General features: G+C 37.3%; 16 protein-coding genes and 1 pseudogene. 13 read left to right on the top strand and 4 right to left on the bottom strand.

Translation table 11 applies throughout. The annotated features are described in order from the left end of the window. Position 1 precedes the first annotated feature (1 nt). From MJG50_RS04545 to asnB, 10 genes are all read left to right on the top strand, one after another. Positions 2–607 (top strand): TetR/AcrR family transcriptional regulator, encoded by a 606-nt coding sequence (locus tag MJG50_RS04545; protein WP_240253130.1) that lies wholly within the window; start codon positions 2–4, stop codon positions 605–607. 140 nt (positions 608–747) lie between these two features. Continuing rightward, positions 748–2,250, top strand: a complete 1,503-nt coding sequence (locus MJG50_RS04540; RefSeq protein ID WP_240253129.1) for a GGDEF domain-containing protein — start codon at positions 748–750, stop codon at positions 2,248–2,250. A gap of 41 nt (positions 2,251–2,291) precedes the next feature. Continuing rightward, positions 2,292–2,783: a hypothetical protein gene (locus tag MJG50_RS04535; protein ID WP_240253128.1), complete on the top strand. Its 492-nt coding sequence runs from the start codon at positions 2,292–2,294 to the stop codon at positions 2,781–2,783. Between the two features lie 179 nt (positions 2,784–2,962). Further along, positions 2,963–3,706, top strand: coding sequence for a CDP-diacylglycerol--serine O-phosphatidyltransferase (pssA, locus tag MJG50_RS04530; RefSeq protein ID WP_240253126.1), 744 nt, complete (start codon positions 2,963–2,965; stop codon positions 3,704–3,706). 275 nt (positions 3,707–3,981) lie between these two features. Next, complete coding sequence (gene gltB / locus MJG50_RS04525; RefSeq protein WP_240253125.1) at positions 3,982–8,529, top strand: glutamate synthase large subunit; 4,548 nt, start codon at positions 3,982–3,984, stop codon at positions 8,527–8,529. 234 nt (positions 8,530–8,763) lie between these two features. Next, on the top strand, positions 8,764–10,248 hold the full coding sequence (locus tag MJG50_RS04520; protein ID WP_240253124.1) for a glutamate synthase subunit beta: 1,485 nt from the start codon (positions 8,764–8,766) through the stop codon (positions 10,246–10,248). Between the two features lie 24 nt (positions 10,249–10,272). Next, on the top strand, positions 10,273–11,505 hold the full coding sequence (locus MJG50_RS04515; protein WP_240253123.1) for an LL-diaminopimelate aminotransferase: 1,233 nt from the start codon (positions 10,273–10,275) through the stop codon (positions 11,503–11,505). Between the two features lie 13 nt (positions 11,506–11,518). After that, the gene (gene dapF / locus MJG50_RS04510) at positions 11,519–12,379 is read left to right on the top strand and encodes a diaminopimelate epimerase (RefSeq protein ID WP_240253122.1); all 861 of its coding nucleotides are present in this window, start codon (positions 11,519–11,521) and stop codon (positions 12,377–12,379) included. Positions 12,380–12,397: 18 nt separating this feature from the next. Then, positions 12,398–13,735 carry a type I glutamate--ammonia ligase gene (glnA, locus tag MJG50_RS04505; RefSeq protein ID WP_240253118.1) on the top strand — a complete coding sequence of 446 codons (1,338 nt, stop codon included), beginning with the start codon at positions 12,398–12,400 and terminating at the stop codon, positions 13,733–13,735. Between the two features lie 69 nt (positions 13,736–13,804). Beyond that, positions 13,805–15,655, top strand: a complete 1,851-nt coding sequence (asnB, locus tag MJG50_RS04500; RefSeq protein WP_240253117.1) for an asparagine synthase (glutamine-hydrolyzing) — start codon at positions 13,805–13,807, stop codon at positions 15,653–15,655. 52 nt (positions 15,656–15,707) lie between these two features. On the opposite strand, the gene MJG50_RS04495 is transcribed toward asnB, so the two are convergent. Beyond that, a complete protein-coding gene (locus MJG50_RS04495) occupies positions 15,708–16,916 on the bottom strand; it encodes an MFS transporter (RefSeq protein WP_240253116.1) in 1,209 nt (402 codons plus the stop codon). A gap of 13 nt (positions 16,917–16,929) precedes the next feature. Continuing rightward, positions 16,930–17,361 carry a MarR family winged helix-turn-helix transcriptional regulator gene (locus MJG50_RS04490; protein ID WP_240253114.1) on the bottom strand — a complete coding sequence of 144 codons (432 nt, stop codon included), beginning with the start codon at positions 17,359–17,361 and terminating at the stop codon, positions 16,930–16,932. 209 nt (positions 17,362–17,570) lie between these two features. On the opposite strand from MJG50_RS04490, the gene MJG50_RS04485 reads away from it, so the two are divergent. Further along, complete coding sequence (locus MJG50_RS04485; RefSeq protein ID WP_240253113.1) at positions 17,571–18,245, top strand: DUF3889 domain-containing protein; 675 nt, start codon at positions 17,571–17,573, stop codon at positions 18,243–18,245. A gap of 233 nt (positions 18,246–18,478) precedes the next feature. Here the strand turns inward: MJG50_RS04485 and MJG50_RS04480 are convergent. Together MJG50_RS04480 and MJG50_RS04475 are read right to left on the bottom strand one after the other, a co-directional pair. Further along, a pseudogene (locus tag MJG50_RS04480) lies at positions 18,479–18,739 on the bottom strand (multicopper oxidase domain-containing protein); the annotation flags it as partial. Beyond that, positions 18,699–18,920, bottom strand: coding sequence for a multicopper oxidase domain-containing protein (locus MJG50_RS04475; RefSeq protein WP_240253309.1), 222 nt, complete (start codon positions 18,918–18,920; stop codon positions 18,699–18,701). The pseudogene MJG50_RS04480 and the gene MJG50_RS04475, both read right to left, overlap by 41 nt. Positions 18,921–19,204: 284 nt before the next feature. Between MJG50_RS04475 and MJG50_RS04470 the strand changes: the two genes are divergently transcribed. Together MJG50_RS04470 and rbsK are read left to right on the top strand one after the other, a co-directional pair. Beyond that, complete coding sequence (locus MJG50_RS04470) at positions 19,205–19,501, top strand: nucleotide pyrophosphohydrolase (protein WP_240253111.1); 297 nt, start codon at positions 19,205–19,207, stop codon at positions 19,499–19,501. 191 nt (positions 19,502–19,692) lie between these two features. After that, positions 19,693–20,616 (top strand): ribokinase, encoded by a 924-nt coding sequence (rbsK, locus tag MJG50_RS04465; protein ID WP_240253110.1) that lies wholly within the window; start codon positions 19,693–19,695, stop codon positions 20,614–20,616. The last annotated feature ends 12 nt before the right edge of the window (positions 20,617–20,628 follow it).

Genomic DNA, 20,628 nt, shown 5'->3' with positions numbered 1-20,628 from the left:
TATGCCAAAACTAACCTTCTTTAATTTACCGGAGGAAAAGAAACAGACATTAATTCAAGCAGCTGAAAAGGAATTCTCAAGAGTACCTTTATTTGAAGCGTCGATCACAAACATCATAAAAGAAGCTGGTATACCACGTGGAAGTTTTTATCAATATTTTGAGGATAAAGATGATGCCTTTTTCTTTTTAGTTAATGAGTTTGCAAGAAAAATGAATATTTCTTTCGTGGATATTTTACGAAGAAATGATGGTGATATATTTGATACGATGGTTGAGGTTTTTCAGTTAGTCATAGGAGAAGAAGAGAACCTCAACTTTTTAAGAAATGCATTTTTAAATATGACGTATAAAATTGAACATGCATTTGGCAGAATTATTGATGTCAATGAAATTAGTGAAAATTTTAGAGCGATAAGTCCATTGATTAAGAAGAGTAATTTAAATATTTCTAATGACAAAGAATTGTTTCATGTTCTACAAATTATTAAAACCATTACATTTCGACATTTGATCGAGACATTTGCTCAAGAATTATCAACAGAAGAAGCAATAGAAAATTATATGATTGAAGTAAGGTTATTAAAACATGGACTTGCTCGAAAATAATAATATTAAGTGGGCCGCCTTTAACACATAGAGTTGAGGGCGGTTCTTTGTTGTCTAAAGTGCCCTTTATTTAGAAAATATGATAAAATTATCATAGGACGATTTAACTAGTTTTTCAGATGAATCAGAGGTGATTGCTGATGGTTATGCAATATATTCAATTCATTCTATACATAAGTGTTACTGCGATAATAACGAATTATATACGCTTTAAAGGAAACGATACTTTTAATAAATGGATTCTTCTTATTTCTAGTATAGTAGTAGTTGCAATTGATGGGCTACTATTTGATTTTCTGCATATGAAGTGGTTGGTGTTAATATTTATTGGAGTATCAGTTGTCTGCTTCAAATTGTATGGAGGTATTGTAAGCGCTCTGGTTTCCTGGTATTTAATATGTCTCCAGGTGGAAAAAATTGATATCTTTCTTTTGTTAAATTTCCTACTTTTTGCAGCCGGTATTGTTTTCTTCATCCATTACATAACGAAAATCAGGATGGATGGAAATCGATGGCTTAAGCAGCTTATTGGAAATTCAAAGCAATTAAATATATTTAGGGAAGTAAGCTATTCAATGCAACAAACTCTTCAGTTGCAAAAATTATTACAAACGATATTAACATCTGTAACCGCCGGACATGGATTAGGCTTTAATAGGGCAATGATTCTATTAATGGATGATGAAGGAACGAAATTAAAAGGAATCATGGGGACAGGTCCGATGACTGCTGACGAAGGCTTTGCAACATGGGATAAGCTCACAAAAAAGAGATATAAGCTGATGGATCTAATTGAAATAAAGGAAATAGAATCTACTGATAAGTTACTAAATGAACAAGTGAAAAAAATCGAAATTTCATTAGAAGAGTCTAATTTCCTCTCGAGAACATTAAATAGTAGGAAGCCTTTGCATATAAGAGATATTGATGAAACAGATATAACTCTCGTTCGATTTGCAGTTCAATTTAAAATGAATGAACTGGCCGTGTTTCCATTAATTAATCAAGGAGCAAAGGTGGGTGTGCTCATAATTGATAATCCAGTAAATAAAAGGCCAATTACTGCGGAAGGAATTGATAGTGTTATTCCGTTAGCAAACCAAGCTGCTATAGCAATCCAGCATACACATCTTTACACAAAAATTGAAGATATGGCCCTTAAGGATGGATTAACCGATCTCTTAAATCAACGGGCATTTCAAAAGCTATTAAAAGAACACTTTCCTACTAATAATGAGAGTGAATTATCACTTATTCTCATAGATATCGATTATTTTAAACATTACAATGATACAAATGGTCATCTTCTGGGTAATGAAGTGTTAATACAACTTGCTAATGTGCTTCGACAGTCTATAAGAGAAATGGATTTAGCATTTCGATTTGGTGGAGAAGAATTTGTGGTCTTACTCCCAAATACTGAGAAATTAATTGCAATAAAAATTGCAGAACAAATACGAGAAAATGTTGAAAAAACTCCATTTCCATATGGTGAGAATCAACCCAAAGGCTGCTTAACAATTAGTCTTGGTGTTGCCTCATCAATGGGACTAAAAACAACAGCAACCTTTGAATTAGTTGATGAAGCTGATAAATCACTATATAAGGCAAAAGAGTCTGGTAAAAATAAAGTCGTTTTTTAACTTTATACGCCAAGGCGGATTTGAAAAGGAGTTCATGATCAATGACTGGACTTAATGCTTTTTTACTACTTTTTCTTATTTTTATTTTCATAGCTGTTCTTATATTGAGCGGCCGATTTTTTTATTTTTTAGAATTAAAGTCGTTTACGAAGAGAATAAGTAAGAAGCTCGGACTGGATATTTTACAATTAAATTTTTCCTTCGAACAAATGACGTACTTTTTAGCTTTACCTAGTAATTTACCATTTGTTAAAAATGTAAATAAAGAGGATATCGTGATTGAATTAGATTATACCTCACTTCTTTTTCCAAAATTAGTAGGGATAAAGATTCTCATTAAATCTGATATGGTTAATGAAATAATAGCTTATTTACCAATAAAACATTTTCGACTTTCAACACTAGATCGTTTACTTGAACAAGATAAAATTGATGAATCGGATTATCTGAAAATTAGTACTTATACATTGGTGCATTCAACTACTTTAAGGGAAATAAAGGATGAAGTATATAAGCAGTTGAAAAGTAAGTAGGAATGGTTTGGAATAAGATTAAAATAATTTGTCTCTCATTTAGGTGCGAATTTCCTTAATTTAACTCTCTTGTATAGAGTGGTATAATAACTATATTGATATTGAAGTTATAATTTATAAGGAATAGAATATATAGTTAAGTAATAGTATTAATAGTTACTTTTGTAAGGACGTGTGGAATGAAGAGACATATACCGAATTTATTAACGTTTGGAAATTTATTTTGTGGATTCCTGTCAATTGGTTACATCATTAATGGTGATAGTAAAAATGCTACAATTTTGATTTTTATTGCATTAATGCTGGATGCCTTAGATGGTAGGGTGGCAAGAATACTTGGGGTTTCGAATGATATTGGGAAGGAGCTTGATTCATTAGCTGATATAGTTTCTTTTGGGGTGGCACCTGCATTTTTAGTTGCTCACTCCTATTATGCGGATTTCGGAATGTATGGTTTAGTAGCTGCGAGCCTTTTTCCGATATTTGGTTCCTATCGATTAGCAAGATTTAATATTTCTTCCCAGGATGAATCATTAAAGCATTTTAAAGGGGTGCCGATCACTTTAGCGGGTGGAATTGTTGCATTTTTAGTATTATTTGAAAAGTCTATTGCGTTAGGGGTCTTTATTCTAATCTATTATAGCCTTTGTATTTTAATGGTTAGTACAATTAAAATTCCGAGTTTTAAAAAGATTGGTTTACCAAAGAATAGTGTGCTGATCACATTATTTCTAATCTATATGTTTTATTTGATAGCAGATAAAAACTTTGCACAGGTTCCAATCTTCTATCATGTTGCATTAGGTACATATATTTTATTTATCATTGTGAGATACATAAAAGAAAAAGAAACGAGATTTCCAAAAACAAAGAGACTTTTAGCGAAAAGATTTAAACTAATATCGAAACGGAAAAAGAAATAAATGAAGGATCAAATGAGGAAAGTTGCTATAAATGTTTGTCTTGAATTTGACAAGCATCTGTAGCGGCTTTTTTTTATGGATAAAATGCCTATTTGGTATGAGATGAATAAAAAAGGAAAATGATTAGAATGCAATTCTTGATAATTCATATCAAAAACAGATTGATTACATATTAACTTAATATTGATTAGATTATTAATTGATTATACAATAAAAACAAGAAAATTTTACTTTTTATGGCAATTGCGATACTTGAAAAAGAAAGGGTGAAAAAATTGAAATCATATATACGCCCGGGAAAGCGTGGATTGTATGACCCGGTGTTTGAGCATGATGCATGTGGCAATGGATTTATTGTCCGCTTAAAAGGAGGACCTACTCATAAAATAGTTGAGCAAGGTGTATCAATGCTATGCAGATTAGAGCATCGAGGGGGTCAAGGCAGTGATTCTAATACTGGTGACGGTGCAGGGATCATGACACAGCTACCACATAAATTGATACGAAGAGTATGTAAAGGGATGACAATTCCTGAAGCTGGATCCTATGGTATTGGAATGATTTTTTTACCTAGAAATAAAAAATTACGTGAGCGATGTGAAAGCTTATTTACACAAATGGTTGAAGAGGAAAATCAGCGATTAATTGGCTGGCGGACCGTACCAACTGATGATACAACGATCGGAGAGTCAGCTAAAGGTAGTCAGCCGTTTATCCGACAGATATTAATCTCAAAATCAGATGAAATAGTGGATACACAATCATTTGAGAGAAAACTATATATGATTCGAAAAAAGGTTGAAAAAGCTGTTAAAGAAACGGGAATTAACGAGGATGAATCTTTTTATATTGCAAGCCTCTCAGCAAGAACCATTGTCTATAAAGGAATGTTGACGCCAAAACAGCTTCATGCATATTATATTGACCTGCAAGATCAAGCATATGAATCAGCCTTTGCGCTTGTTCATTCTCGGTTTAGTACAAATACTTTTCCTAGCTGGGAAAGGGCGCATCCAAACCGCTATTTAATTCATAATGGAGAAATTAATACGTTAAAGGGTAATGTAAATTGGATGAAAGCACGCGAAAAAATAATTGAATCTTCTGTCTTTGATAACCAGTTAAAAGATATCATGCCAATAATCGATGAAAATGGGAGTGATTCATCTGCTTTTGATAATTGCCTTGAGTTTTTAACTTTATCAGGTCGTTCTATCTTACATGCAGCAATGATGATGGTTCCTCAACCGTGGGAGACAGATATTTCAATGGATGATTCATTGAAAGCTTTTTATGAATACCATAGTCATTTCATGGAGCCTTGGGATGGACCTGCAGCCTTCGCGTTTACAGATGGTAAACAAATTGGTGCAATGCTCGATCGGAATGGTCTCCGTCCAGGTCGCTATTATATTACAGCGGATGGACATTTAATCTTTGCATCTGAAGCAGGTGTACTTGATATCGAACCAGATCAAATTATCGAAAAAGGAAGGTTACGACCTGGAAAAATGCTTGTTGTTGATTTAGAAGAAGGTCGTATCAAGACAGATGAAGAAGTGAAGCAAGAAATTTCACATAGTCAGCCGTATCGCAAATGGCTTGATGCACAGTGTGTTTATTTTGAACAGCTTCCCGAATCAAAAGACCATTGTAAAATGGATGAGGCCAAGATTTCTGAATATCAACGAGTCTTTGGCTATACGTATGAAGAAGTAACAAAGCATATTAAGTCGATGGCTACTGAGGGGAAAGAGACGATTGGTTCGATGGGAAATGATACACCTCTAGCAATACTATCGAAACAATCTCAGCTTCTATACAATTACTTTCGACAGCAATTTGCTCAAGTGACTAACCCACCGATTGATGCTATTCGTGAAAAATTTGTAACCTCAACAACCACTTTACTTGGAGCAGAAGGAAATCTTCTCAATCCATATGATAAGAACTATCGACGAATCCGATTAAAAACACCGATATGTACAGACTATGAATTATCAATGCTACGCGATAATCCGTATCCATCCTTAAAAACGAAAGAATTCTCAATGCTATTCGACATAAATAAAGGTGAAGAAGCGTTGGAAGCTGCATTAAATAATTTATTTCAATCTGTTGACGAAGCGATTGACTGTGGGACATCACTGATTATTTTATCAGATAAAAGTATGAATAAAGAAAAGGCAGCTATCCCATCATTACTTGCGGTTAGTGGACTACATCATCATTTGGTACGTAAAGGTACAAGAACTAAGGTGAGCATATTAGTAGAAACAGGTGAAGCACGGGATATTCATCATTTCTGTATGTTGATTGGATATGGAGCAGATGTAATAAATCCATATTTGGCAATTGCAACCATTAGTGAGATGCAAAAAAATGGTGATATAAAGCAAATTAATCACAAGAAAGCAGTTGGAAATTATATTAATGCCGCAACAAGTGGAATTGTAAAGGTTCTCTCCAAAATGGGGATATCTACTATACAAAGCTATCGTGGAGCACAAATTTTTGAATCAATTGGAATCTCATCTTCAGTTATTGATCCGTATTTCACAGGAACTTCGTCCCGATTGGGAGGCATGAATTTAGAAGCAATTGCGAAGGAAACACGAATGCGCCATTATAAAGCCTATGATTCAACAGTTCAAAACGAACCACTTAACTCAGGCAGTGATTTTCAATGGCGTCATGATGGAGAAGCTCATGCATATCGACCAGAAACGATTCATTTTCTCCAGCAAGCTTGTCGTACCAACGATTATCCGCTTTATAAAAGGTATGCAGCGATGGCGAATGAAGAACAACTGATATTCTTGCGAGGATTGTTCGCGTTTCAAAAAAGAACAGCAATTCCAGTGGAAGATGTGGAAAGTGTTGAATCAATTTGTCGTCGTTTTAAAACTGGAGCAATGTCATATGGTTCATTAAGTCAGGAAGCTCATGAAACATTAGCAATTGCAATGAATCGAATTGGTGGGAAAAGCAATAGCGGGGAAGGTGGAGAGCATCCAAGTCGTTTTATTCCAGATGAAAATGGTGATTCCCGTTCAAGTGCAATAAAGCAGGTTGCATCAGGAAGATTTGGTGTTACTAATTTTTATTTAAATAATGCCGAAGAAATTCAAATTAAAATGGCCCAGGGAGCGAAGCCGGGCGAAGGTGGGCATCTACCAGGGAATAAGGTATATCCATGGATTGCTGAAGTACGGGGATCCACACCTGGGGTAGGATTAATTTCACCTCCACCACACCATGATATATACTCCATCGAAGATCTTGCACAGCTTATCCATGATTTGAAAAATGTTAATCCAAAAGCAAGGATAAGTGTGAAGCTCGTAGCAAAAGAAGGTGTTGGAACGATTGCTGCTGGGGTGGCGAAAGGTCTAGCAGATGTCATATTAATTAGTGGATCAGAAGGTGGAACAGGTGCAGCGCCTAGAACGAGTATTAAGCATGCTGGGATACCATGGGAGATCGGGCTTGCAGAAACTCATCAAACCTTGCTACTGAATGGTCTCCGAAATCGAGTGGTCTTGGAAGCGGATGGGAAAATGATGACCGGACGTGATGTCGTAATCTCAGCACTACTCGGCGCAGAAGAGTATGGATTTGGTACTGCTCCACTTGTCGTTCTAGGCTGTGTCCTCGTTCGAGCTTGTCACCTGAACACATGTCCAGTTGGAATTGCCACTCAAAATCCTGAATTACGTAAAAAATTTCATGGTGAAGCAGAGTATATTGTCAACTTCATGCGATTTATTGCACAGGATGTACGTGAAATAATGGCAGAATTAGGATTTCGAACAATTAATGAAATGGTTGGACAGACAGATGTCCTTATCCAAACTGATAAGTCAAGATTGCATTGGAAAACAAAAGATTTAAATCTATCCCCAATGTTGTATAAACCTACGCCGTCTCAAATGGATGGGGTTTTCAACCAGAAACCACAAAATCATCAACTAGAAAAATCGCTTGATTACCAAGAACTATTAAAGGTTTGTAAGCCATCTCTTATAAATAAGGAACCTATTAAAGCCAGCTTTCCTATTCAAAATATTCATCGGACAGTCGGGACTATACTTGGTGGTGAAATAACGAAAAGGTATGGTATTAAGGGACTACCTAATAATACGATACAGCTGTATTTTAAAGGTTCCGCAGGACAAAGCTTTGGGTCATTTTTACCGAAAGGAATGACAGTTACACTTGAAGGTGATGCAAATGATTATGTTGGAAAAGGGTTATCCGGCGGAAAAATCATTGTAAAACCATGCGAAAAGTCCATTTTTTTACCGGAAGAAAATACAATAATTGGAAACGTCTCGTTTTATGGAGGAACATCGGGAGAAGCTTATATTCGTGGTTTGGCTGGAGAACGCTTTTGTGTAAGAAATAGTGGGGTGGATGCTGTTGTGGAAGGTATTGGTGACCTTGGTTGTGAGTATATGACGGGAGGCAGAGTTGTTGTTCTAGGTTCTGTTGGTAAACATTTTGCGGCAGGAATGTCTGGTGGAATTGCTTATGTATACACAGAGGATATCGAGGCTTTCCCCAAACACTGCAATCTAGAAATGGTGTATATAGAGTCGCTCAATGATGATCAAGAACAAGATGAGGTCAAACAGCTTGTTCAAAATCATTATTCTTATACAAATAGTTCAAGAGCAAGGTATATTCTTCAAAATTGGCATGAGAAGTGTTCAAAATGGGTGAAAGTGATTCCGAAAGAATATAAGCGAATCATGCAAGAAGCTAACCGAAATGAAAAACGAAATATAGATTCGGAAACACCTATAGGTCTACGAAATTAATAGAAGTGCGTGTTCAAAAAGGAGGATAAAAAGGACCGAGTCGGCTAAAGCGCCACGTCCTGTGGCGACGCCGACACTAGCACGTCCTGTGCGTCGAAAGTTCGAGGCGGCGCAGCTTTGAGTAGCGGAACGTATGGGGTTAATACGTGAGGAACGGAAAAGCAAGCCAACGAAGAAATTCGATGTGTCATTTTTACCGGACTTTTTGAACAACCTCTAGAAGGGAATGGTGGTATGGGGAAACCAACAGGGTATATGGAATATAAACGAGTAGTACCTACTGAACGACATGAGAGAATACGCTTGAATGATTGGAATGAGTTCCAGTATGGCTTATCAAAAGAAAGCTTGAAAAAACAAGCTGCTCGCTGCATGGATTGTGCGACACCGTTTTGTCATACAGGGATCCAGTTAGGTTATTCAACAATCGGATGTCCTTTATATAATTTGATCCCCGAGTGGAATGATCTCGTATATCGAGGTAGATGGAGAGAAGCACTAGATCGATTGTTAAAAACAAATAATTTTCCAGAATTCACTTCACGAGTATGTCCTGCCCCTTGTGAAGGATCATGTACAGTCGCAATATCTGATACAGCAGTTGGGATAAAGAGTATTGAACGTGCGATCATTGATAAGGGTTTTGAGGAGGGATGGATTGTACCTAATCCGCCATCAACAAGAACAGGTAACAAAGTAGCTGTTATCGGATCCGGTCCTGCAGGTCTTGCTTGTGCTGACGAGCTGAATAAGTTGGGATATTGGGTAACCGTGTTTGAGAAAGCGGACCGCATTGGTGGCTTGCTCACATATGGAATTCCAAATATGAAGCTTGAAAAAAATGTCGTTGAAAGGCGAGTCCGTTTATTAGAAGCAGAGGGAGTTCAGTTTGTAACCAACACTGAAGTAGGTAAGGATATTTCATCCGCAAAGTTAAGAGAAGACTTTGATGCAGTTATTCTTTGTACAGGTGCCCAAAATCCACGAGATGTAATGCTTGAGGGTAGAGATTTAAAGGGCATACATTATGCAATGGACTACTTAACAACAAATACAAAGAGTTTACTAGATTCTAATTTTGCTGATCGTGCATTTATATCGGCTGAAGGAAAAGATGTAATCGTTATTGGCGGTGGTGATACTGGTGCGGATTGTGTTGCATCTGCGCTACGCCAAAAGTGTAAAAGTATCGTGCAGTTTGGGAAGCATCCACAGCTTCCGGTTGAACGTGCGTCATCTAATCCATGGCCGGAATATCCTAATACATTTACTGTTGAGTATGCATATGAGGAAGCAAGTGCACAGTTAGGAAAAGACCCACGTGAATATTCGATTTTAACGAAAAGATTTATTGGAGATGAGAATGGATATGTGAAAGAGCTTCATACGGTTCAAATAAAAAAATCTAATGATGAATACGGAAATGCTATTTTTCATGAGGTACCAGGGACAGAAAAAATATGGCCAGCACAGCTCGTATTTATTGCAATTGGATTCAGCGGTCCTGAGGATGCAGTCCTTAAAGCATTTAATTTAAATCAAGAGGAATTCAAAAAAGTTAAACCACTTAGTAAGAAATTTGCAACGAAGATTGAAGGTGTTTTTGTTGCAGGAGATATCAGAAGAGGTCAAAGCTTAGTAGTTTGGGCCATACAAGAAGGAAGAGAGGTAGCATATCAATGTGATAAATATCTGAAAAGTAATTTATCTTTAAGTTAACAAATTTTGTGGAGGAAAGTGCTCATGGATTATATTCAACATTTGTTTGCGGATCGTATAGGGGGATATCAATTCGGCCTAAAAGAAGAAATATATAAATTTGAGAAAATTAAAAAGGCAAAAAGAGAGGCAATCTTGGCGAATCCTGAAAAGGAATTAATTGATTTAGGTGTTGGTGAGCCTGATGCAATGGCAGATATGCAAGTTGTAGAAAAATTATACGAAGAGGCGAGAAAATCAGAGAACCGCTTTTATGCAGATAATGGAATAAATGAATTTAAGCAAGCGGCTTCCTCTTATATGGAAAAGGTCTTCAATGTAAGTGGAATAGATCCTGAAACAGAAATTAATCATGTAATTGGGTCAAAATCTGCGTTAGCAATGCTTCCTGCTGCTTTTATTAATCCAGGAGATATTGCGTTAATGCCCGCCCCTTGCTATCCAATCTTAGGAACACATACGAAATATTTTGGTGGTGAAATTATTCAATTACCACTTACAGAGGAAAATTCATTTCTGCCAAAGCTAGATTTATTGAGTGAAAGTGTACTAGAAAGAGCAAAATTACTGTATTTAAATTACCCGAATAACCCTACAGGAGCGTTAGCATCAGCAGAATTTTTTGAAGAGGTTGTCAAGTTTGCTAAGAAACATCACTTAATTGTCGTGCATGATGCCGCCTATGCTGCCCTTGTTTTTGATGGTGAGAGACCATTAAGCTTCCTTTCGGTTCCAGGTGCGAAGGAAGTCGGAGTTGAGCTTCATTCTTTATCGAAATCATTCAATATGACTGGGTGGAGAATTGGGTTTATTGCGGGTAATTCCAAGCTTATTAAGGCGTTTGCAATGGTGAAGGATAATCATGATTCTGGACAATTTATGGCAATTCAGAAAGCGGCAGCATTTGCACTATCCAATCCCGAAATAACTGAACTCACGGCTGTGAAGTATTCTCGTCGCCATGATTTATTGGTGAATGCACTACGTGAATGTGGCATACCAGCTAAGAAACCGAAAGGATCCTTCTTTTTATACACAAGGGCACCAAAATCCGTGGTGAATGGACCGGAATTTATGACTGCAGAAGAGTTTAGCCACTATTTAATTCATGAGCATTTAATTTCGAGTGTTCCTTGGGATGATGCTGGGCAATACGTACGTTTTTCAGTTACATTTCAAGCAAGCGGTGTTGAGGAGGAAAAAAGAGTGATTGATGAGGTGAAGGGACGATTGAGTAAGGTTTCTTTTGCTTTCTAAGGAGGGGAGCGGAATGCAGTTTACTAAAATGCATGGGCTAGGGAATAATTATATCTTTTTTAACCTATTAGAAACTTCAATGGGTGAACAAGATTTTGCAAAGCTTTCGAAAAAGGTTTCAAATGTGAACTTCGGAATTGGTTCGGATGGGATTATTTTAATTGGTTCATCAGATGTTGCTGATTTTCAGATGAGAATTTTTAATGCAGATGGATCAGAGGGAAGGAATTGCGGAAATGGTCTTCGTTGTGTAGCTAAGTACTTATTTGACCATATGTATGCGGCGACTAGAGATTTTACAATCGAAACATTAGGTGGGGTAGTAAGGGTTGAGGTGGAAGTAGATAAAAGGCAGATTGTTCGATATGTGACGGTAGATATGGGGACACCGAAACTATTGAAAGGAATGATTCCGATGGCAGGAAATCCTTCGTCGACAGCTATCAATGAGCCAATATCAATAGGTGCAAAATTATTCCATATGACATGTGTATCAATGGGCAACCCCCATGCGATTCAGTTTGTTGATGATATAGAAGATTATCCATTGAGTACGAATGGGCCTATCATTGAACATTCGAATCTATTTCCAGAACGTGTGAATGTTGGAATTGTAACTGTTAGAAACAGGAACGAACTGAATTACCGAGTTTGGGAAAGAGGCTCGGGTATTACAATGGCTTGCGGGACAGGGGCTTGTGCTGCGGTTGTGGCTGCTACTCTGAACGATATGATAGATAAATATATTCCTATAACCGTCCATCTTCCAGGCGGTGACTTAACGGTAAGCTGGGATGAACACGATCATGTCTGGATGAGAGGGCAAGCCGAATATATTTGCCATGGGGAACTTGTAATGGAGGAAATCAACTAAAATAGGGGGTAATGATAGATGTCAAAACAATACAATAGAAACCAAATCATTGAAATTATTAAAGAGGAGAATGTTCGCTACATTCGCCTGCAATTTACGGACTTATTTGGAACGATTAAAAATGTAGAAATCCCGGTTTCACAGCTATCAAAGGCTCTTGATAATAAAATAATGTTTGATGGATCGTCAATTGAGGGCTTTGTTCGCATTGAAGAATCTGATATGTATTTATATCCAGATTTAGATACATTCGTCATTTTCCCCTGGATTTCCGAGAAAGGAAAAGTCGCGAGGATTATATGTGATATTTATCATCCAGATGGTACCCCTTTTGAAGGTGATCCACGCAATAATTTGAAGCGGGTACTTAGTGAGATGAAGGAATTAGGGTTCACTGATTTCAATGTTGGTCCTGAACCAGAATTCTTCTTATTTAAGCTTGATGAAAAAGGATCTCCTACCTTGGAGTTAAATGACCGTGGTGGATATTTTGATCTCGCCCCAACAGATCTTGGTGAAAACTGCAGACGAGATATTGTGTTAGAGCTTGAAGAAATGGGCTTTGAAATTGAAGCGTCACACCATGAGGTTGCACCAGGTCAACATGAAATTGATTTTAAATATCAAAATGCATTAAAGGCATGTGATGACATTCAAACGTTCAAACTTGTCGTGAAAACAATCGCACGTAAGCATGGTCTTCATGCTACATTTATGCCAAAGCCTTTGTTTGGAGTGAATGGATCTGGTATGCATTGTAATTTATCTTTATTTAAAGATGGGGAGAATGCTTTTTATGACAAAAAGGGTGATTTAGAAATAAGCGAGACTGCTAGACAATTTTTAGCTGGAATCATGAAGCATGCCCCGAATTTCACGGCGGTTACAAATCCGACAGTTAATTCTTACAAACGATTAGTACCTGGATATGAAGCGCCATGTTATGTAGCATGGTCGGCAAGAAATAGAAGCCCTCTTATTCGTATTCCGGCATCTCGAGGATTAAGTACCCGCATCGAAGTACGCAGTGTTGACCCTTCCGCAAATCCGTATTTGGCAATGGCGGTACAGCTAGCGGCGGGATTGGATGGAGTAAAAAATAAGTTACGGGCTCCTGAACCAATCAACAAAAATATTTATACGATGTCTAAGGAAGAGAGAACTGAGAATGGAATTATTGATTTACCTGCAACATTAGCTCAAGCACTTGAAAACCTTAAAAACGATGAAGTGATCATTGCTTCTTTAGGTACCCATTTGTATGAACGGTTTATTGAGGCTAAAGAAATTGAGTGGGATCTATTCCGTACACAGGTCCATCCATGGGAACGAGAACAATATATACAACAATATTAAGAATGGAAGATTACGAAAAAATGTAATGCAGCAATGAAATGGATATCTTAAGAAAGAGCGTGATAACGAATGTGTGGAATAACAGGATGGATTGATTGGCAGCGAGATTTGACAAAGGAAGAATTCATCGTGGGAAAAATGGCTGATACATTGGCGAAACGTGGCCCAGATGCTTCGAGTGTCTGGAGCACACGCCATGCATCATTCGGTCATAAAAGACTAATTGTTGTTGACCCTGCAGGTGGGGGGCAGCCGATGACTAAGACTCATAAAGGTCATACCTATACCATTGCTTATAATGGTGAGCTTTATAATACAGAAGATATTCGAAAAGAATTATTAAAAAGAGGTCATGCTTTTAGCGCGCATTCGGATACTGAGGTTCTGTTGAGCTCTTATATCGAATGGGGAGAAGAATGTGTTAACTATGTAAATGGGATATTTGCCTTTGCAGTTTGGGATCATCTACATGAGAAATTATTTATGGCTCGTGATCGACTTGGTGTTAAACCGCTTTTTTATAAAGAAGAAAATGGGACGATTTTATTTGCATCAGAGCTAAAAGCTATTTTGTCTCATCCAAATGTAAAAGCTGAAGTAGACCGAGAAGGCTTGCGGGAAGTTTTCGGACTCGGGCCCTCCCGAACTCCAGGGCATGGTGTGTTCAGAGGGATTAATGAACTTCGAGCTGCACATGCTCTTACTTTTACAAGAAGTGGCATTAAAATGTGGCGGTATTGGAATGTAGAGAGCAAAACACATCCACATTCGTTTTCTGAAACAGTAGAACGGGTAAGGGATCTTGTGAAGGATGCTACTGAACGCCAATTGGTGGCTGATGTTCCCGTTTGTACTTTTTTATCAGGTGGAATTGACTCGAGTGCCTTAAGTGCAATTGCTTCAAACTTTTTTAAGAAGGAAGGGAGAGGTAAGCTTCATACGTATTCGATTGAATATGATCGAAATGAAGAATATTTTCAAGCGAGCACCTTCCAGCCCGGGCAAGACGGACCATGGATTGAAAAAATGCAGGAATATTTGGAATCCAAGCATCATTTTTGTGTGATTGATAATGAAGAGCTTGCGAAAAGGTTAGAAGATGCAATGGTGTTGCGGGATTTACCGGGTATGGCTGATGTTGACTCTTCACTATTATGGTTTTGTGAACAGATAAAGGGAAATTTTACAGTTGCCTTATCTGGTGAATGTGCAGATGAAATTTTTGGTGGGTACCCTTGGTTTTACAAAGAAGAATTATTGAATGAAAATATGTTTCCATGGATGAGGTCCTATGAAGAAAGGGAGCAATTATTATTACCAGCCTGGCAAAAGAAGCTTGATTTGAAAGGGTATGTTAAAGACAGATACTTGGAAACGATCGAAGAAACACCAAAGCTTGAAGGAGAAAGTGTCGTTGAAGCACGTCGGAGAGAAATGTCTTATTTAAATATGGTCTGGTTCATGCAAACCTTACTGGAACGAAAGGACCGTATGAGTATGGGGGCAAGTCTCGAGGTACGTGTACCGTTTGCAGATCACCGACTGGTTGAATATGCATGGAACATACCGTGGGAAATGAAGATGCTAGACGGCCGCGAGAAAGGAATTTTACGAAAGGCATTAGAAGGAATTCTTCCAGATGAAATTCTATATCGTAAAAAGAGTCCATACCCTAAAACTCATCACCCCAAATATATGGAGCTTGTAAAAAATATGCTAAAAAATGTGCTACATGATAAATCATCCCCACTATTCGAATTTCTATCTAAACAGCAGGTAGAAAACATCATCCAAACTAATGGTTTCTCCTTTAAACTACCTTGGTACGGTCAACTAATGACCGGTCCTCAGCTAATCGCTCATCTTGTTCAAATCAACATGTGGTTTAAACACTATAGGATTAATATAATTGACAACTAGAATACAGCTGAATGAATAAGGGTACCCATCTTCGTGGATACCCTTAGGTAGTTTAAGCTGAAATAGTTGTTCTTGAACGTACCCCTGCTACGCTTTCTTTCCTGCCATGTAAGAAATAATAAAGAATAATTGAGGCTAGGACTGCTATACCTAATATGATATATAAGGTACTGTAGCCAGTAATAGGAATGATAAACCCAAGTAAATATGGCCCGAATCCAAGTCCACCATCGAGAGCGATAAAGAAGGTAGATGTTGCAAGCCCCATTCTTTCAGGAGGAGTCAATTTCACAGCAATTGCTTGTGTACTTGATTGCATATTACCAAATCCGAGGCCGATAAGGACACCTGCTAATAAAAGTGTAATACTCGTATGTGCAATGCTTAGTAGAATCATTCCTGCAGCGAAAATAATAAAGGCAGGGTACATGATGAAATTTGCACCTTTCACATCCATTAATCGTCCAGTGAATGGTCGTGATACTAATACTGCTATCGCATAAACAACGAAAAAGAAGCTAGCTGTGTCTACAAGGTTTACTTCAATTGCATAAAAGTTAATATAAGAGAGGACACTTGAATAGCAAAATGCCAGTACTAATGTCACGAGTGCAATCGGAAGGGCTTTTGGTTCAACAAAATTGGAAACTTTGAACCCTTTTGTTTCATTTGTATTAGAGGATTCTGTAAGCCTAGGAACATACAAGAAAAATACTGTAAGTAAACTAATCATTCCTAAAGCAAGACAGAAGCTGAAAATCATTTGAAAGGTTGTATGTTGGCTCATGTAAAGTCCGATGAATGGTCCAATAGCAGTTGCAAGAGTGGCACTCATGCTGTAATAGCCGATTCCTTCAGCTTTTCGTGATGATGGAATAATTTGAGCAACAATTGTTCCAGTTGCAGTACTTGCCACTCCGAGAGTAATTCCGTGTATGAAACGGTTAATAAGCAGGAAGGTAATGCCTAAATTTACAAAATATAAGGTTGTTGTAAGTATGAAGAGGATTAAACCGATGATTAATGTTCTTTTACGGCCAATTGTATCAATCATACGGCCGATGAACAGTCGTCCAATTAAAGTCCCAATTATAAATATCCCCGTAACAAGTCCGGCTTGACTTGTAGATGCATGAAATTCATCTACCGCATAAACTGCGATTGTAACCAATAATAAATAAAATACTAATGTTAGGAAAAAATTAATGGAGGATACAACTATGAAATCCTTCGTCCATAATTTTTGTTTATTCTGATTCAATTTTAAAAACTCCTTATTTTAAGATGCTGGTTCGTATTTTTTCCATCATACGAATCATCTCAAGCTGCTCTTCTTCAGAGATTCCCGTTAAAATGTCATCTTCATATTCATCGATTGTCACACGGACATCTGTATAAATTTTTCTCCCAAGTACAGTAAGCTGCATTCGTTTTTCACGCTTGTCTTTACTTGGAACATGTTCAACATATCCCATTTCTTCTAGGCGATTCATTGTTCTTGTCACTGTAGGTTTCTCGACGCCTTGGTAAGTTGAAAGCTCCACAAGTGTAGCTGAACCGAAATTGGATAAATAGTATAAAATTGTCCACTGCGCACGATGTAGCTGGTGTTTATTAAGATGAATATTGAGATGATTCTCAAACGGTCGATACATCTGTAATAATTGATGGAAAAATCTTTGGCTAGTTTTGATTAGAATCACCATCCATTTTAAAATAGTTACCTTTGGTAACAGTTATCTTGAGTAACTATATTATAATAGCAAAAATAAAATAATGTGTCTAGCTAAAAAGGAGCATAAATTTTCCCATTTTCTACTTGCATTCTTTTTGAAATCAATATGAATCCCGTCACACTTCAATCATTAGGTGTATATCCTATCATGATGATTAGGTAAATGAGGGAGGATTAGACATGTATTCAAATTATTTTTTGCCAACAACAAATCCATACGGAAACGGAGATATTTACTTTCAGCAATATCCAAATATGCAGTATACGTATGACTATAGTAGAATTTATCAAGGCTATCCACATTATGTGTCACGCCAGCAAGCAATTAGGGGTCAAGCAACATGGACAGATGGAGGAAGGGTTACCAAATGTGGGATACCATGGTCATATAATGAATATATGACTGCTGCTGTTGGAGATCATTCTCCATACAAGTGCGGTCAAACTCTTAAGATTAGAAATCTTTCCACGCCTGGTTCGAGGGAGATTATCGTAACAGTAGTTGATCATGTTGCTAGCTATCCGCCAAATAAAATCAATCTACATCGGAATGCATTTGAAGCACTAGGAGCATCAATTAATCAAGGTGTGATCCCGATTGAAATTATCCCATCTCCAGATCTTTCACATGAAAAATGGGGAAAATATTTATTAGAAGTAGCTCAAACAGCATATCCCGGATTTAATGTGGTTGATTACAAAACCGTAGGAAAAACACAGATGTCTCCTGAAAGAACGAGAGAAACCTTTGATTTCATTTTACAGTCACCACAAGAGAGTATAAAGGTTAGAGGTACGGTAATCTATAATCCAAAAACAAATCGAGTTATTTCCTTTGATTTGCAGGAAGTCTAATAAAAAACAAATCAATCAAACATTCGTAAGGAATATACAATTCTTACAAATGTTTGATTGATTTTTTCAGGGAATCGTAACGAAAAATTGTTAATGACCGTATTTTTAAAATAACGGCCGTAAATCTAAGATAATGACCGTATTTTTAAAATAACGCCCGTATTTCAAAAATAATGACCGTATTTCAAAAATCATGCTTATCAGGTACCTATAGAGTGGACGTAAAATAGCATTTATGGATCAATTACGATGAATGGACGCATCATATCATTGTCTTCATGCTCTAAAATATGACAATGCCATACATAATGACCAGTATAAGGGGCAAATCTCATGATCACTCGTGTAATTTCAGCAGCTGGTGCTGCAACCGTATCCTTCCATCCTCGTTTATTAGGGGGAGGGAGAGTGGCTGGACCTGTGTAGACTAATGTTCCATCTTTATTGTAAAGGTCAAGGTCGAAAGGTCGGCGATCCAAGATTTGGGATGTGATCCCCATGGAATATTGAAGTATCGACAGGAATCATATGTTTGTCGTGAAGATTATTTTCCCATTTTACCCGAACAAGTTCTCCTTGATTGCAATCGATTGTTGGTTTAGGAAATTGACGATTATACCCCCATAATGTGGTTAGCTTCAAATCACGATGTAGTTTTTGTATGAACTCTTCCATTCGAACCTCATAATATGTTGATTTTTTCCCCTTTTTAACTGGCTTTAATGTTTCAACAACTGGCAGGCGATCTACAAATTTCACAAGCTTAGTACTCATGTTTTCGTCACCTCTTTACTAATTGCGTTTCTTTATAAGATATGACAAAAGCACTATAGATGGATGGGTGTATGACGTATATATAAATTAAAATGCGTTTCCTAAAATAATGTGATAGGAATAGTGCTAAAATAGATTATATTTTTACAATATAAAGTCATTAAATACAGGTGGAGGGAATCTTTATGAAAGAAATGACAAATAAAGTCATGCAGTTTTGTGATGAAAGAGGATGGAGACAATTCCATAATGAAAAGGATTTGGCTCTATCAATTTCCCTAGAAGCAAGTGAGCTTCTAGAAAACTTTCAATGGAGAAGTAGTGAGGATGCAGTTGCAGAATCAAGACAGAATATTAAAGAAGAAATGGCTGATGTACTTATATATCTCCTTCAACTAGCGAATAAAATGGAAGTTGACTTGGAAGAGGAAGTATATAAAAAGATAGAGAAAAATGGTGTTAAGTATCCGGTAATTCGATAGTACAACAGTTTTCGAAAGGAAGATGGTTTAAAGGGGCATCAGGCTCAAGTTATTTTTTCAATCAAATGATTGATTGATTGCGCTAATCATTGTGATTCGAATCCTATTTCTTTTTTAATCTTTTGGAGGTATGTTAAAAAGGGTGCATAAATTGTATATGGTAATGTGTAAATGGATCAGGAGGACCCAAAATGCAAGCAGATATTGTAGTTGTTGGTAGTTTGAATGTAGATATGGTAGTGAATATCAATCAAAGACCCGAGTGGGGAGAGACCGTACACGGTGGTCAATTTTTTACAGGAAATGGAGGGAAGGGTGGAAATCAAGCGTTTGCGGCAAGTAGACTTGGAGCTACGGTAGCTATGATCGGTAAAGTTGGAAATGATGTTTTCGCTGATCAGCTCTTAACAAGTATGAATCATCAGGGAGTTGATACAACTTATATTGAAAAGGATGAGGGTGTATCAACTGGAGTAGCACTTATTAATGTAAATGACGTTGGTGAAAACTGTATCATCGTCTCCCCAGGTGCTAACCTACACGTAACACCTGAGTATATTAAAAAATATGAGCAATTGATCCGTCATGCAAAGTTAGTAATGGTCCAGCTTGAAATACCATTGGAGTCTGTCATGGAGATTGCTATAATTGCGAAAAAATATGGTGTTCCACTGATGCTTGACCCAGCCCCTGCAAGAATATTGCCAGATGAGTTATACAAATTAGTGACGTATATTGTTCCGAATGAAAGTGAATTAGGGGTAATCACAAGTAGGGAAATATCTGATAAGAGTTGTGCAGAAGTGGCTAGCACGGAACTTTTACAAAAAGGAGTAACAACCGTTTTTTCAAAGCTTGGGAGCAAGGGTGTCGTTGTGTCGAGTTTAAATCAAACATTTACTATTAATCCGTATAAGGTCAACGCAATTGATTCGACAGCTGCTGGTGACGCTTTTGCTGGTGCACTTGCTGCAGAGCTTGTGAGCGGTAAGGACTTGCAATCCGCAACAGAGTTCGCCAATGCAGTTGGGGCATTAACCGTAACCAAGAAAGGTGCACAAGATTCGATGCCAAATCGAATAGAAGCTGAAGAATTTATAGCACGATATTCATGATAATGAGGTGTA

Origin of the sequence: Fredinandcohnia quinoae (assembly GCF_022427965.1) — a bacterium.
In the GTDB taxonomy this organism is placed as follows: Bacteria; Bacillota; Bacilli; order Bacillales; family Bacillaceae_L; genus Ferdinandcohnia; species Ferdinandcohnia quinoae.
Note: the sequence above shows the minus strand (reverse complement) of the source record. Positions and strands in the feature narration are given on the sequence as shown.

What these genes read in the sequence shown, in the direction of transcription:
- rbsK (WP_240253110.1), top strand. Translation starts at nt 19,693, where the DNA reads ATGCAAGCAGATATTGTAGTTGTTGGTAGTTTGAATGTAGATATGGTA.
- asnB (WP_240253117.1), top strand. Translation starts at nt 13,805, where the DNA reads ATGTGTGGAATAACAGGATGGATTGATTGGCAGCGAGATTTGACAAAG.
- MJG50_RS04545 (WP_240253130.1), top strand. Translation starts at nt 2, where the DNA reads ATGCCAAAACTAACCTTCTTTAATTTACCGGAGGAAAAGAAACAGACA.
- pssA (WP_240253126.1), top strand. Translation starts at nt 2,963, where the DNA reads ATGAAGAGACATATACCGAATTTATTAACGTTTGGAAATTTATTTTGT.
- MJG50_RS04485 (WP_240253113.1), top strand. Translation starts at nt 17,571, where the DNA reads ATGTATTCAAATTATTTTTTGCCAACAACAAATCCATACGGAAACGGA.
- MJG50_RS04540 (WP_240253129.1), top strand. Translation starts at nt 748, where the DNA reads ATGGTTATGCAATATATTCAATTCATTCTATACATAAGTGTTACTGCG.
- MJG50_RS04520 (WP_240253124.1), top strand. Translation starts at nt 8,764, where the DNA reads ATGGGGAAACCAACAGGGTATATGGAATATAAACGAGTAGTACCTACT.
- glnA (WP_240253118.1), top strand. Translation starts at nt 12,398, where the DNA reads ATGTCAAAACAATACAATAGAAACCAAATCATTGAAATTATTAAAGAG.
- MJG50_RS04475 (WP_240253309.1), bottom strand. Translation starts at nt 18,920, where the DNA reads ATGGAAGAGTTCATACAAAAACTACATCGTGATTTGAAGCTAACCACA.
- MJG50_RS04535 (WP_240253128.1), top strand. Translation starts at nt 2,292, where the DNA reads ATGACTGGACTTAATGCTTTTTTACTACTTTTTCTTATTTTTATTTTC.
- MJG50_RS04490 (WP_240253114.1), bottom strand. Translation starts at nt 17,361, where the DNA reads ATGGTGATTCTAATCAAAACTAGCCAAAGATTTTTCCATCAATTATTA.
- MJG50_RS04515 (WP_240253123.1), top strand. Translation starts at nt 10,273, where the DNA reads ATGGATTATATTCAACATTTGTTTGCGGATCGTATAGGGGGATATCAA.
- dapF (WP_240253122.1), top strand. Translation starts at nt 11,519, where the DNA reads ATGCAGTTTACTAAAATGCATGGGCTAGGGAATAATTATATCTTTTTT.
- MJG50_RS04470 (WP_240253111.1), top strand. Translation starts at nt 19,205, where the DNA reads ATGAAAGAAATGACAAATAAAGTCATGCAGTTTTGTGATGAAAGAGGA.